At 60.8% G+C, this 12,529-nt stretch carries 10 protein-coding genes; 9 read left to right on the top strand and 1 reads right to left on the bottom strand.

Annotated features, from left to right (window positions below):
* The first annotated feature begins 204 nt into the window (after positions 1-204).
* From serC to rpsA, 5 genes are all read left to right on the top strand, one after another.
* A complete protein-coding gene (serC, locus tag ABOC32_RS25435; RefSeq protein ID WP_059395297.1) occupies positions 205-1,290 on the top strand; it encodes a 3-phosphoserine/phosphohydroxythreonine transaminase in 1,086 nt (361 codons plus the stop codon).
* Complete coding sequence (pheA, locus tag ABOC32_RS25430) at positions 1,290-2,384, top strand: prephenate dehydratase (protein ID WP_426809334.1); 1,095 nt, start codon at positions 1,290-1,292, stop codon at positions 2,382-2,384. The genes serC and pheA overlap by 1 nt, the downstream gene beginning before the upstream one ends.
* A 160-nt stretch (positions 2,385-2,544) precedes the next feature.
* Positions 2,545-4,797, top strand: coding sequence for a bifunctional prephenate dehydrogenase/3-phosphoshikimate 1-carboxyvinyltransferase (locus tag ABOC32_RS25425; protein ID WP_049273378.1), 2,253 nt, complete (start codon positions 2,545-2,547; stop codon positions 4,795-4,797).
* Positions 4,794-5,480, top strand: coding sequence for a (d)CMP kinase (gene cmk / locus ABOC32_RS25420; protein WP_063423003.1), 687 nt, complete (start codon positions 4,794-4,796; stop codon positions 5,478-5,480). Before ABOC32_RS25425 ends, cmk begins: the two co-directional genes overlap by 4 nt.
* A gap of 124 nt (positions 5,481-5,604) precedes the next feature.
* Complete coding sequence (gene rpsA, locus ABOC32_RS25415; protein ID WP_003252673.1) at positions 5,605-7,281, top strand: 30S ribosomal protein S1; 1,677 nt, start codon at positions 5,605-5,607, stop codon at positions 7,279-7,281.
* Between the two features lie 360 nt (positions 7,282-7,641).
* On the opposite strand, the gene ABOC32_RS25410 is transcribed toward rpsA, so the two are convergent.
* Complete coding sequence (locus ABOC32_RS25410) at positions 7,642-8,097, bottom strand: REP-associated tyrosine transposase (protein WP_426809333.1); 456 nt, start codon at positions 8,095-8,097, stop codon at positions 7,642-7,644.
* Between the two features lie 518 nt (positions 8,098-8,615).
* Here ABOC32_RS25410 and ihfB point away from each other — a divergent pair.
* From ihfB to ABOC32_RS25390, 4 genes are all read left to right on the top strand, one after another.
* A complete protein-coding gene (gene ihfB / locus ABOC32_RS25405) occupies positions 8,616-8,912 on the top strand; it encodes an integration host factor subunit beta (protein WP_003252675.1) in 297 nt (98 codons plus the stop codon).
* A 19-nt stretch (positions 8,913-8,931) separates the two neighbouring features.
* Positions 8,932-9,195: a lipopolysaccharide assembly protein LapA domain-containing protein gene (locus tag ABOC32_RS25400; RefSeq protein WP_426809332.1), complete on the top strand. Its 264-nt coding sequence runs from the start codon at positions 8,932-8,934 to the stop codon at positions 9,193-9,195.
* A gap of 103 nt (positions 9,196-9,298) precedes the next feature.
* A complete protein-coding gene (locus tag ABOC32_RS25395) occupies positions 9,299-10,732 on the top strand; it encodes an MBL fold metallo-hydrolase RNA specificity domain-containing protein (RefSeq protein WP_426809331.1) in 1,434 nt (477 codons plus the stop codon).
* Positions 10,733-11,050: 318 nt separating this feature from the next.
* Positions 11,051-12,493: a mannose-1-phosphate guanylyltransferase/mannose-6-phosphate isomerase gene (locus ABOC32_RS25390; protein WP_426809330.1), complete on the top strand. Its 1,443-nt coding sequence runs from the start codon at positions 11,051-11,053 to the stop codon at positions 12,491-12,493.
* Positions 12,494-12,529 lie beyond the last annotated feature (36 nt).

The following is a 12,529-nucleotide window of genomic DNA, read 5'->3' as shown; positions in this document are numbered from 1 at the left end:
GACCAAGGTCGCCCCGTTTGACTGATTACAGCAGGCAACGTCCTCAAGGGCGGTGCCTTACCCTGTGGGAGCGGGTTCACCCGCGAATCATGCGACGCGGTGCATGGCACCGGCAACGCCGGTGTTCGCGGGTGAACCCGCTCCCACAGGGTCCCGGCAGCACCGAATTACGATTTTGTTCTATTTGGCAGAGCGAGAGTGGATGTGAGCAAACGAGCCTTTAACTTCTGCGCAGGCCCTGCCGCGCTTCCTGATGCTGTGTTGCAGCGCGCCCAGGCCGAGATGCTGGACTGGCGCGGCAAGGGCTTGTCGGTGATGGAAATGAGCCATCGCAGCGACGACTACGTGGCCATCGCCGAAAAGGCCGAGCAGGACCTGCGTGACCTGCTGTCCGTCCCCTCCAACTACAAGGTGCTGTTCCTGCAGGGCGGCGCCAGCCAGCAGTTCGCCGAAATTCCGCTGAACCTGCTGCCGGAGAGCGGCACGGCCGACTACATCGAAACCGGCATCTGGTCGAAAAAGGCCATCGAGGAAGCGCGCCGCTTCGGCAACATCAACGTCGCCGCCAGCGCCAAGCCCTACGACTATCTGAATATCCCGGGCCAGAACGACTGGAACCTGACCAAGAACGCTGCCTACGTGCACTATGCGTCCAACGAGACCATCGGTGGCCTGCAGTTTGACTGGGTGCCGCAGACTGGCGATGTGCCGCTGGTGGTCGACATGTCCTCCGACATTCTCTCGCGCCCCATCGATGTGTCGCAGTTCGGCCTGATCTACGCCGGTGCGCAGAAGAACATCGGCCCAAGCGGCCTGGTGGTGGTAATCGTGCGCGAAGACCTGCTGGGCCATGCCCGTAGCAGCTGCCCGACCATGCTCGACTACAAGGTTTCGGCTGACAACGGCTCGATGTACAACACCCCGGCCACTTACTCCTGGTACCTCTCGGGCCTGGTCTTCGAGTGGCTGAAAGAGCAGGGTGGTGTCGACGCCATGGAGCAGCGCAACCGCGCCAAGAAAGAGCGCCTGTACGGCTTCATCGACAACAGCGATTTCTACACCAACCCGATCAGCGTCAACGCCCGTTCGTGGATGAACGTGCCGTTCCGCCTGGCTGACGAGCGCCTGGACAAGGCCTTCCTCGCCGGCGCCGATGCCCGCGGCCTGCTCAACCTCAAGGGCCACCGTTCGGTGGGCGGCATGCGCGCTTCCATCTACAACGCCCTGGGCCTTGAGGCTGTTGAAGCCCTGGTGGGCTACATGGCCGAATTCGAGAAGGAGCACGGCTGATGTCCGAACAGGAACTCAAGGCGCTGCGCGTACGCATCGACAGCCTCGACGAGAAGATTCTCGAGCTGATCAGCGACCGCGCCCGTTGCGCCGAAGAAGTCGCCCGGGTCAAGACCGCCTCGCTGAAAGAAGGCGAGAAGCCGGTGTTCTACCGCCCTGAGCGCGAAGCTGCTGTGCTCAAGCGCGTCATGGAGCGCAACAAGGGCCCGCTGGGCAACGAAGAGATGGCGCGGTTGTTCCGCGAAATCATGTCGTCGTGCCTGGCCCTTGAAGAGCCGCTGAAAATCGCCTACCTCGGCCCTGAGGGTACCTTCACCCAGGCCGCGGCCATGAAGCACTTCGGCCATGCGGTGATCAGCCGGCCGATGGCGGCCATCGACGAAGTGTTCCGCGAAGTGGCGGCCGGTGCCGTCAACTTCGGCGTGGTGCCGGTGGAAAACTCCACCGAAGGCGCTGTCAGCCACACCCTGGACAGCTTCCTTGAGCACGACATGGTCATTTGCGGCGAAGTCGAGCTGCGCATCCACCATCACCTGCTGGTAGGTGAGAGCACCAAGACCGACAGCATCACGCGCATCTACTCCCACGCCCAGTCGCTGGCCCAGTGCCGCAAGTGGCTGGACGCGCACTACCCGAACGTGGAGCGCGTGGCGGTTTCGAGCAATGCCGAGGCGGCCAAGCGGGTCAAGGGCGAGTGGAACTCGGCGGCGATTGCCGGCGACATGGCGGCCAACCTGTATGGTTTGACCCGCCTGGCGGAAAAGATCGAAGACCGCCCGGACAACTCCACGCGCTTCCTGATGATCGGCAGTCAGGAAGTGCCGCCGACCGGCGACGACAAGACCTCGATCATTGTCTCGATGAGCAACAAGCCAGGTGCCTTGCACGAGCTGCTGGTGCCGTTCCACGAGAACGGCATCGACCTGACCCGCATCGAGACCCGCCCGTCGCGCAGTGGCAAATGGACCTACGTGTTCTTCATCGACTTCGTCGGCCACCACCGCGACCCGCTGATCAAGGCGGTGCTCGAGCAAATCAGCCAAGAGGCTGTGGCGCTGAAGGTGCTGGGGTCTTATCCGAAGGCAGTGCTTTGATTTGAGGTTGCAGAGGGCGCTTTGCGCCCAATCGCGACCTTCGGTCGCTCCTACAGGGCGCGCGTAGACAGGTAGGAGCGACCAAAGGTCGCGATTGGGCTGCAAAGCAGCCCCCTGCGGTCTCACAGACTGTCCAGATTTCAGAACAGGGTTCGCACCAGTGGTAAATGCAGCAAAAACCAAACCCGCGCCAATCATCAACCGCCTGGTGGTGGTCGGCCTTGGCCTGATCGGTGGCTCGTTCGCCAAGGGCCTGCGTGAAAGCGGCCTGTGCCGCGAAGTGGTCGGTGTCGACCTGGACGCCCCCTCGCGCAAGCAGGCTGTGGCCCTGGGCGTGGTCGACCGCTGCGAAGAAGACCTCGCTGCAGCCTGTGTCGGTGCCGATGTCATCCAGCTGGCCGTGCCGATCCTGGCCATGGAAAAAGTCCTGGCCCTCCTGGCCCGGCTCGACCTGGGTGATGCGATCATTACCGATGTCGGCAGTGCCAAGGGTAACGTCGTCCGCGAGGCGCGATCTGTTTTTGTAAACGAGAGCGGTCAGCGCCTGCCGCGCTTCGTCCCTGGCCACCCCATCGCCGGTTCCGAACAGAGCGGGGTAGAGGCCTCCAACGCCACCCTGTTCCGCCGGCACAAGGTGATCCTCACGCCGCTGGCCGAAACCGACCCGGCCGCGCTGGCCCTGGTCGACCGCCTGTGGCGTGCGCTGGGTGCTGACGTTGAGCACATGTCGGTCGAGCGCCATGACGAAGTGCTGGCAGCCACCAGCCACTTGCCGCACCTGCTGGCCTTTGGCTTGGTCGATTCGCTGGCCAAGCGCAATGAAAACCTCGAGATCTTCCGGTACGCTGCGGGAGGCTTCCGCGATTTCACAAGAATCGCCGGCAGCGACCCGACCATGTGGCACGACATCTTCCTCGCCAACCGCGACGCTGTCCTGCGCACACTCGATACATATCGCAGCGATCTCGACGCCTTGCGCGACGCGATCGCAGAAGGGGACGGGCACCAGTTGCTGGGTGTATTCACCCGTGCGCGTGTTGCCCGCGAGCATTTCAGTAAAATCCTGGCCCGCCGGGCCTATGTGGACGCTATGAACGCCAACGATCTGATTTTCCTGGCCCAACCGGGTGGCCGCCTGTCCGGGCGAATCCGCGTACCGGGCGACAAGTCGATTTCCCACCGCTCGATCATGCTCGGCTCGCTGGCCGAAGGCACCACCGAAGTCGAAGGCTTCCTCGAAGGTGAAGACGCGCTGGCGACCCTGCAGGCATTCCGCGACATGGGTGTGGTCATCGAAGGCCCCAACCACGGTCGCGTGACCATTCACGGTGTTGGCCTGCACGGCCTGAAGCCGCCGCCCGGGCCGCTGTACGTGGGCAACTCGGGTACCTCGATGCGCCTGCTGTCGGGCCTGCTGGCCGGCCAGTCGTTCGACGTGACCATGACGGGCGACGCTTCGCTGTCCAAGCGCCCGATGAACCGTGTGGCCAACCCGCTGCGCGAAATGGGTGCTGTGGTCGAGACCGGCCCGGAAGGCCGCCCGCCGTTGACCATTCGTGGTGGCAGCAAGCTCAAGGCATTGACCTACACGCTGCCGATGGCCAGCGCCCAGGTCAAATCCTGCCTGTTGCTGGCCGGCCTGTACGCCGAAGGCAAAACCACCGTTACCGAGCCTGCGCCTACCCGTGACCACACTGAACGCATGCTGCGCGGCTTTGGCTATGCGGTCGAGTCGAACGGCCCGGTCGCCTCGTTGCAGTCTGGCGGCAAGCTGACCGCTACCCGCATCGAAGTGCCGGCCGACATTTCCTCGGCAGCCTTCTTCCTGGTGGCAGCCTCCATCGCCGAAGGTTCCGAGCTGGTGCTGGAGCATGTTGGCATTAACCCGACCCGCACCGGTGTCATCGACATCCTGCGCTTGATGGGCGGCGACATCACCCTGGAAAACCAGCGTGAAGTCGGCGGCGAGCCAGTCGCTGACCTGCGCGTGCGCGGCGCCAGGCTGAAAGGTATCGACATCCCGGAAGAACTGGTGCCGCTGGCCATCGACGAATTCCCGGTACTGTTCGTCGCCGCTGCCTGCGCCGAAGGGCGTACCGTGCTGCGTGGCGCTGAAGAGCTGCGGGTGAAGGAGTCCGACCGTATCCAGGTGATGGCCGACGGCCTGATCACCCTGGGCATCAAGTGCGAGCCGACCCCGGACGGCATCATCATCGACGGCGGGCAGCTGGGCGGTGGCGAAGTGCATGGCCACGGTGACCACCGTATTGCCATGGCCTTCAGCGTTGCCTCGCTGCGCGCCAGTGCGCCAATCCGCATCCATGACTGCGCCAACGTCGCCACCTCGTTCCCCAACTTCCTGGCGCTGTGCGCCGAAGTGGGTATCCGCGTGGCGGAAGAGGGCAAGTCGTGAGTTCGCTGGCACCGGTCATCACCATCGACGGGCCAAGCGGTTCGGGCAAGGGCACGGTCGCCGGCCTGCTGGCCCGTGAGCTGGGCTGGAAGCTGCTGGACTCCGGCGCGCTGTACCGCTTGCTGGCGTTCAACGCCAGCAACCACGGCGTCGACCTGACCAACGAGGAGCTGCTGACCAAACTTGCCGCCCATCTGGACGTGCAGTTCATCGCCGCCGAGCCCGGTAAGCTGCAACAGATCATCCTTGAGGGTGAGGACGTCAGCAACGTCATCCGCACCGAAACCGTCGGCGCAGGCGCGTCGATGGTTGCCTCGCTGCCGGCAGTGCGTGATGCGCTGCTGGTGCGTCAGCGCGAGTTTCGCGAGGCCCCGGGCCTGATCGCCGATGGTCGCGACATGGGCACCGTGGTGTTCCCGGACGCGCCGTTGAAGGTTTTCCTCACCGCCAGTGCGGAGGAACGTGCACGCCGCCGTTACCTGCAGTTGAAGGGCAAGGGTGAAGATGTTAGTCTGTCGAGTCTGCTGGATGAGATACGTGCGCGTGATGAGCGCGACACCCAACGCGCAGTGGCCCCGCTGAAACCAGCGGCCGATGCCATTCAGTTGGACTCTACCGAGTTGTCCATCGAGCAGGTGCTGCAACGTATCAGGAGCGAGATCGCACTACGCGATTTCCACTGATAACCAGGAAAGCAGGCAGGTGCACCAGTCAACGTCCTGCCGGCTTTCCTTTACTTAAAACAAACCCACATTGTCTGGAATGTGGCTATGGGCGTCTGTCTCGCCCGAATCTACAGGAATTAAAATGAGCGAAAGCTTTGCAGAACTCTTTGAAGAAAGCCTGAAAACCCTCAATCTTCAGCCGGGTGCGATCATCACCGGTATCGTTGTCGACATCGACGGCGACTGGGTTACCGTACACGCTGGCCTGAAGTCCGAGGGTGTCATCCCGCTCGAGCAGTTCTACAACGAAGCTGGCGAACTGACCATCAAGGTCGGTGACGAAGTTCACGTTGCGCTGGACGCGGTCGAAGACGGCTTTGGCGAAACCAAACTGTCCCGTGAAAAAGCCAAGCGCGCCGAGTGCTGGATTGTTCTGGAAGCAGCTTTCGCCGCCGAAGAAGTGGTCAAGGGCGTTATCAACGGTAAGGTTAAAGGCGGCTTCACTGTCGACGTTAACGGCATCCGTGCGTTCCTGCCGGGCTCCCTGGTTGATGTCCGCCCAGTGCGCGACACCACCCACCTCGAAGGCAAAGAGCTGGAATTCAAGGTCATCAAGCTGGACCAGAAGCGCAACAACGTTGTTGTTTCGCGTCGCAGCGTGCTGGAAGCCGAGAACTCCGCCGAGCGCGAAGCCCTGCTGGAAACCCTGCAGGAAGGCCAACAAGTCAAAGGTATCGTCAAGAACCTCACCGACTACGGCGCATTCGTGGACCTGGGCGGTATCGACGGCCTGCTGCACATCACCGACATGGCCTGGAAGCGCATCAAGCACCCTTCGGAAATCGTTAACGTTGGCGACGAAGTCGACGTACGCGTTCTGAAGTTCGACCGCGAGCGCAACCGCGTTTCGCTGGGTCTGAAGCAGATGGGCGAAGATCCGTGGGTAGCTATCACTGCCCGTTACCCAGAAGGTACTCGCGTACAAGCGCGCGTTACCAACCTGACCGACTACGGCTGCTTCGCTGAGCTGGAAGAAGGCGTTGAAGGTCTGGTACACGTTTCCGAAATGGACTGGACCAACAAGAACATCCACCCGTCGAAAGTCGTTCAGGTTGGCGACGAAGTGGAAGTCATGGTTCTGGACATCGACGAAGAGCGTCGTCGTATCTCCCTGGGCATCAAGCAGTGCAAGTCCAACCCATGGGAAGACTTCTCCGGCCAGTTCAACAAGGGTGACAAGATCACCGGTACCATCAAGTCGATCACCGACTTCGGTATCTTCATCGGCCTGGACGGCGGCATCGACGGCCTGGTTCACCTGTCCGACATCTCCTGGAACGAAACCGGCGAAGAAGCCGTACGTCGTTTCAAGAAGGGCGACGAGCTGGAAACCGTCATCCTGTCGGTCGACCCAGAGCGCGAGCGCATCTCCCTGGGCATCAAGCAGCTGGAAGACGATCCGTTCTCCAACTTCGTTGCTGTCAATGACAAGGGCGCTATCGTCAAGGGCATCGTGAAAGAAGTTGACGCCAAAGGCGCCATCGTCACCCTGGCCGACGACATCGAAGCCACTCTGAAAGCTTCCGAAATCAGCCGTGACCGCGTTGAAGACGCGCGTAACGTTCTGAAGGAAGGCGAAGAGATCGAAGCCAAGATCATCAGCGTTGACCGCAAGTCCCGCGTTATCAGCCTGTCGATCAAATCGAAAGACGACGCTGAAGAGCGTGAAGCCATCCAGAGCCTGAAAAACGCTCCGGAAGCGGCTGCCGACACCACCATGGCTGCGCTGCTGCGCGAAGCAATGGCCAAGCAGAACTGAGTTCTGTTTGATCGGTAAAAAGGGCGACCCTCGGGTCGCCCTTTTTTTTGAGTTGAAAATGCGTTTGGGCGGAGAGGGTTTGCCGTGGCATTTTCACCGCCTGTGAGATCGAGCGCCGCCCGCGCGGCGCATCGCGAGCTGCGCTCGCTCCTACGTTTGTTTCGGGCCAATTATTCCTGGGGTATTTGCGCGCGGACGCCTTGGCGCATGGCGCGATATCACGTCGTACCAACAAGGCGGTCGCGCGCCTCTGCCGCAGGCGTAACTGGCCCGAAACAAACGTAGGAGCGAGCGCAGCTCGCGATGCGCCGCGCGGGCGGCGCTCGATCTCTGGGGCGACGCACCTCTGTCGCCATACCCTCAAAGCCAAACCGCATCCCAGTGCGGGTAATCACCGACCTTGGTGACCAATCCCGCCCTGATCGGGTTGGCCACGATATACCTTGCCGCCTTGATAATATCTTGGTCTCGGCGTAAGGCGCGGTCGTAATAGCCTGCCTGCCATATCGGCGACATCATCAAGCCGGCTTTGCGCAATGCATTGCTGGATTGGCACTTGAATCGTTGCATTAGTTTGCTAAGTGTCGCGTCTTTCAACTCTATCAACCAGTGCAAGTGGTCTGGCATCAGTACCCAGGCTAGCGAGCGGCAGTGCTGTTGCTGATCTGCGTGGCGTAGGTTCTGGATTGTTAAGCGGGCATGGTGAATGTTGTGGAACAGGGGCTGGCGCCGGTGGGTAACAGTGGTCAACATGTAAAGCCTGCCAGGCACTGAGCATCGGGCATGGCGAAGCCGGCAGCCGTGGGGTTTGGTCATTGTGTTCATCCTTGAGAATGTGAGTGCCGGGACAGCCTAGCCGCGGTGATGGGGTGCCGGCGGTAATCAGGGTTGCAGAATGTAAATGGATGGCGTGGGATTGGTGGTGGGGCGGAGATCGAGCGCCGCCCGTGCGGCGCATCGCGAGCTGCGCTCGCTCCTACGTTTGTTTCGGGCCAGTAACGCCTGTGGCAGGCGCGCGCGACCGCCTAGTGTGTACGACGCGATACCACGTCATGCGCCAAGGCGTCCGCGCACAAATCCCATAGGAATAATTGGCCCGAAACAAACGTAGGAGCGAGCGCAGCTCGCGATGCGCCGCGCGGGCGGCGCTCGATTTCCGCGCCAGCGCAAATCCGCCGCCGGACACCAACAAGACCCCGCCAACTAGACCATTCTTGTAAAACTTCAATCTTGAATTTTTTTATTAAGTCAAGAACCACCCTGTTCAAATCCCTCCCGGCGTGCTACAAACTGGTTAAGCAATGATCTAGCTGCTTGATAACGAAGGGAAAAATATGACGAAGTCGGAGCTGATCGAACGTATTGTCACCCATCAGGGGCTGCTCTCGTCCAAGGACGTGGAGCTGGCCATCAAGACCATGCTTGAGCAGATGTCACAATGCCTTGCCACAGGCGATCGCATCGAGATTCGCGGTTTTGGCAGCTTCTCGCTGCATTATCGCGCCCCGCGCGTGGGCCGTAACCCGAAGACCGGCCAGTCGGTCAGCCTCGAGGGCAAGTTTGTGCCGCACTTCAAACCCGGCAAAGAGCTGCGTGACCGGGTCAACGAAGAAGACGAGGCTGAAGCCTGATCAATCAAGGAGCATTCTGATGCGTAACCTCAAGCGCGCCCTGGCGGCGGTGTTCGTGCTGCTGTTGGCGGCTGTGGTGCTGTTCTTCGTGCTGGAGAACCAGCAAGCCGTGTCGTTGGTCCTGTTCGGCTGGGCCGCGCCGGAAATGCCGGTTGCTGTACTGGTATTGGCAGCCCTGGTCATTGGTCTGGCAGTCGGGCCGTTGCTGGGTGCCTATGGTGTGCAGCGCAGCAAGCGCAAGATCAGGGCTTCCGCTCGCCAGGCGGCGCTGAGCGGTAACTAAAAGGAAATTTCCTACGCTTGCCTGGGAATTCACACCTATGCCTGCACGGGTGGTCATGAAGTAATAGCGCACTTTGATTTTGGCCCAGGCGAATGTGCGTAGCATGGAATATCCCGTCCTTTCCCATCATGGTGGTACCCGCGGCGTCACGGGGTCGTGCCACCAGTTGCACCTCGATCCGGCCACCAGCCTTCTGGTCGACTGTGGTCTGGAGCAGGGCGCCGACGCAGCGCCAGGCGCACACACCGCATCGCTCGGTTTCGATGTGCAGGGCATCGAAGCCCTGGTCGTCACCCATGTGCACCTCGATCATGTTGGCCGCATACCTGCGCTGCTGGCCGCCGGCTACCGCGGCCCCATCCTGTGTAGCGAGCCTTCCGCGCAGCTGCTGCCGTTAGTGCTGGAAGATGCCTACACACTGAGCGTCAGCAGCGAGCCCGTGCAGGTGGCGCGCTACCTCGACTTTGTCCGCGACCTTATCGTGCCGCTGCCGTTCGAGCAGTGGTACGCGCTGGTCGATCGCCCCGGCCTTGCTTGTCGTATCCGCTTGCAGCGCGCCGGCCATTTGCTGGGTTCGGCTTACGTCGAGTGCGACATACAGCATGCGCAAGCCAATAGCCGCTATGTGTTCTCTGGCGACCTGGGTGCGTGTGGCAACCCATTGTTGCGCCCGCTGCAGCCCCCTGAGCGGGCTGATGTGCTGGTGCTGGAAAGCACTTATGGCGACCGGCTGCATGTGCATGCTGGCGACCGCAGGCAGCGTCTTGAAGCGGCAATCGATCGCGCCCTGGCTGACAAGGGCACCATCCTCATCCCGGCTTTCAGCCTGGGGCGCACCCAGGAATTGCTGTACGAGCTTGAAGACATTCTTCATCGCAAGGCTTTGCTGGGTAGCGCTGGTCCCGGGCCCGATGGCGACCCGCTCGACTGGTCGCAGTTGCCCATTATCCTCGACTCGCCCCTGGCTCAGCGCATCACCGGTGTGTACCGGGAGCTGCACGGTTACTGGGGCGCCGAGGCCAGGGGGCGGCTTGCAGAAGGGCGCGACCCGCTCGGTTTCAGCCAGCTGATCAGCGTGGATAGCCATGCGCGGCACCAGCAGGTGGTGAACTACCTCAAGAGCACCGGCCGACCGGCGATCGTGATTGCCGGCAATGGCATGTGCTCGGGTGGGCGCATCGTCAATTACCTCAAGGCCATGCTGGGGGATGCGCGGCATGAGGTAATGTTTGTGGGGTACCAGGCCAAAGGCACGCCAGGGGCGGTGATACAGGCCAGCGAAAGGGCGGAAGGGGTTGTGCAGGTTGATCTGGGCGGGCGCCTGTACGGCATCAATGCAAAGGTGCTGACGCTGAGTGGTTATTCCGGGCATGCCGACCAGGCGGGGCTGGTGGCCTTTGCAACCGGTGTGGCCAAAGCCCCTGCGATGGTGCTTCTGGTGCATGGAGAGCCACATGCCAAAGTGGCGCTGGCAGGTGCATTGAAACGTCATATGCGCAGTCTTCGGTGGCCAACGCAAGTGCGGGTTGCAACCTAAATTTCACGATGTATTGAACGATGGTCCAGCGTGTTGTCTGATGCTCATCACGGTTTTTCTCATGCCCCGAAAGCATGTGGAGCGGCTCGGATTACGGGGCTGCAGGCCACGCCGCCTGCCGTCAGCCTGCAAGCTTCAATCAAGAATCTCTGGTATTCTTGCCGATGAAGCTTGCGTCTTGAGCCTATGGATAGCCAAGGATTTACACACGCTGGGCGCGTAACTAAGCGTTGTCGCAGATTATAGCGGCGGCGATCAGAAATAAGACTCATGCCGGTCTCATGAAACTGTGTTTCACGAGGCCTTAAGGATCCGAATATGGAATTGATCCCGGTAATTCTATCCGGTGGCGTTGGCAGCCGTTTGTGGCCAGTATCTCGTGAGGCTCATCCGAAGCCGTTCATGTCTTTGCCTGATGGGCAGAACCTCATCCAGAAAACCTTCCTGCGTGCTGCACGGTTGGAGGGCGTTGTCGAGGTGCTCACTGTTACCAATCGCGAGTTGCTGTTCAAGACCGAGGACGAATACCGCACCATCAATACCCAAGGCCATCCCCAGGGCTACATTCTTGAACCGTTTGGCCGCAATACCGCCGCCGCGGTGGCTGCTGCGGCCCTGCAGTTGCAGCAGTCCCACGGCCCGAAGGCTTACATGCTCGTGCTCGCGGCTGATCACCTGATCCAGAACGAAACGGCATTTTCCGAAGCGGTTGCCAAGGCTGTCCAACTTGCCGAGCAAGGCTGGCTGGTAACATTTGGTATCAAGCCACAATATCCGGAAACCGGTTTTGGCTACATCGAAGCAGCGGCGGGTGGCGAGCTTGATGGCGGGTTGAAAGTCGAGCGTTTTGTCGAAAAACCCGATGTCAAAACTGCCGAGTCCTATGTGGCTGCGGGTAACTACTTCTGGAACGCCGGTATGTTCTGCTTCCAGGTGGGCACGGTGATCGAGGAGTTCAAAGCGCACGCGCCAGATGTGCTGGAAGCCGTTCAGCAAACGCTTGAGTCATCGCGCTCCTCTACGTCAAAAGGCTATTGCTGCCTGGCGTTGGACCCTGAACGTTTCGCCAGCGTGCCCGATATTTCCATTGACTATGCCTTGATGGAGCGCTCGCGAAAAGTCGCAACCATTCCATGCGACATTGGCTGGAGCGATATCGGGTCGTGGAATGCCGTCAGCGAACTGACCCCGCCGGACGAATGTGGCAACCGCTTCGAAGGCGAAGTGATGGCCTATGAGTCGCGCAATAACTATGTGAGTACCGAGGATCGTCTTGCCGCGCTGGTAGGTGTGCAGGATTTGCTGGTGGTGGATACGCCTGATGCGTTGCTGATTGCCCACAAGGACCATGCCCAGGACGTCAAGCACATCGTCAAGCGTCTGAAGAACGATGGCCATGCGGCGCACTTGTTGCACCAGACGGTACACCGCCCATGGGGTACGTACACCACGCTGGAAGATGGCGATCGCTTCAAGATCAAGCGCATTGTGGTCAAACCCAAGGCTTCCCTGTCGCTGCAAATGCATCACCATCGCAGTGAACACTGGATCGTGGTGAGCGGTATGGCCGTAGTGGTCAACGATGACCAGGAACTGATGCTCAATACCAATGAATCCACGTTCATTCGTGCTGGCCACAAGCATCGCTTGCAAAACCCGGGTGTCATCGACCTGGTGCTCATCGAAGTACAAAGTGGCGACTATCTCGGCGAAGACGACATCGTCCGCTTCGAAGACAATTACGGTCGTTGCGACGCCTGAGTCCAGGCTTTCCCTGCTGGCCCGCTGCCGCGTTCC

The organism is Pseudomonas sp. WOUb67, assembly GCF_050058005.1.
In the GTDB taxonomy this organism is placed as follows: domain Bacteria; phylum Pseudomonadota; class Gammaproteobacteria; order Pseudomonadales; family Pseudomonadaceae; genus Aquipseudomonas; species Aquipseudomonas putida_R.
The sequence above is the reverse complement of the archived record's forward strand: the minus strand, read 5'-3'. Positions and strand labels throughout refer to the sequence as shown.

What these genes read in the sequence shown, in the direction of transcription:
- ABOC32_RS25390 (WP_426809330.1), top strand. Translation starts at nt 11,051, where the DNA reads ATGGAATTGATCCCGGTAATTCTATCCGGTGGCGTTGGCAGCCGTTTG.
- pheA (WP_426809334.1), top strand. Translation starts at nt 1,290, where the DNA reads ATGTCCGAACAGGAACTCAAGGCGCTGCGCGTACGCATCGACAGCCTC.
- ihfB (WP_003252675.1), top strand. Translation starts at nt 8,616, where the DNA reads ATGACGAAGTCGGAGCTGATCGAACGTATTGTCACCCATCAGGGGCTG.
- ABOC32_RS25395 (WP_426809331.1), top strand. Translation starts at nt 9,299, where the DNA reads ATGGAATATCCCGTCCTTTCCCATCATGGTGGTACCCGCGGCGTCACG.
- rpsA (WP_003252673.1), top strand. Translation starts at nt 5,605, where the DNA reads ATGAGCGAAAGCTTTGCAGAACTCTTTGAAGAAAGCCTGAAAACCCTC.
- ABOC32_RS25400 (WP_426809332.1), top strand. Translation starts at nt 8,932, where the DNA reads ATGCGTAACCTCAAGCGCGCCCTGGCGGCGGTGTTCGTGCTGCTGTTG.
- ABOC32_RS25410 (WP_426809333.1), bottom strand. Translation starts at nt 8,097, where the DNA reads ATGACCAAACCCCACGGCTGCCGGCTTCGCCATGCCCGATGCTCAGTG.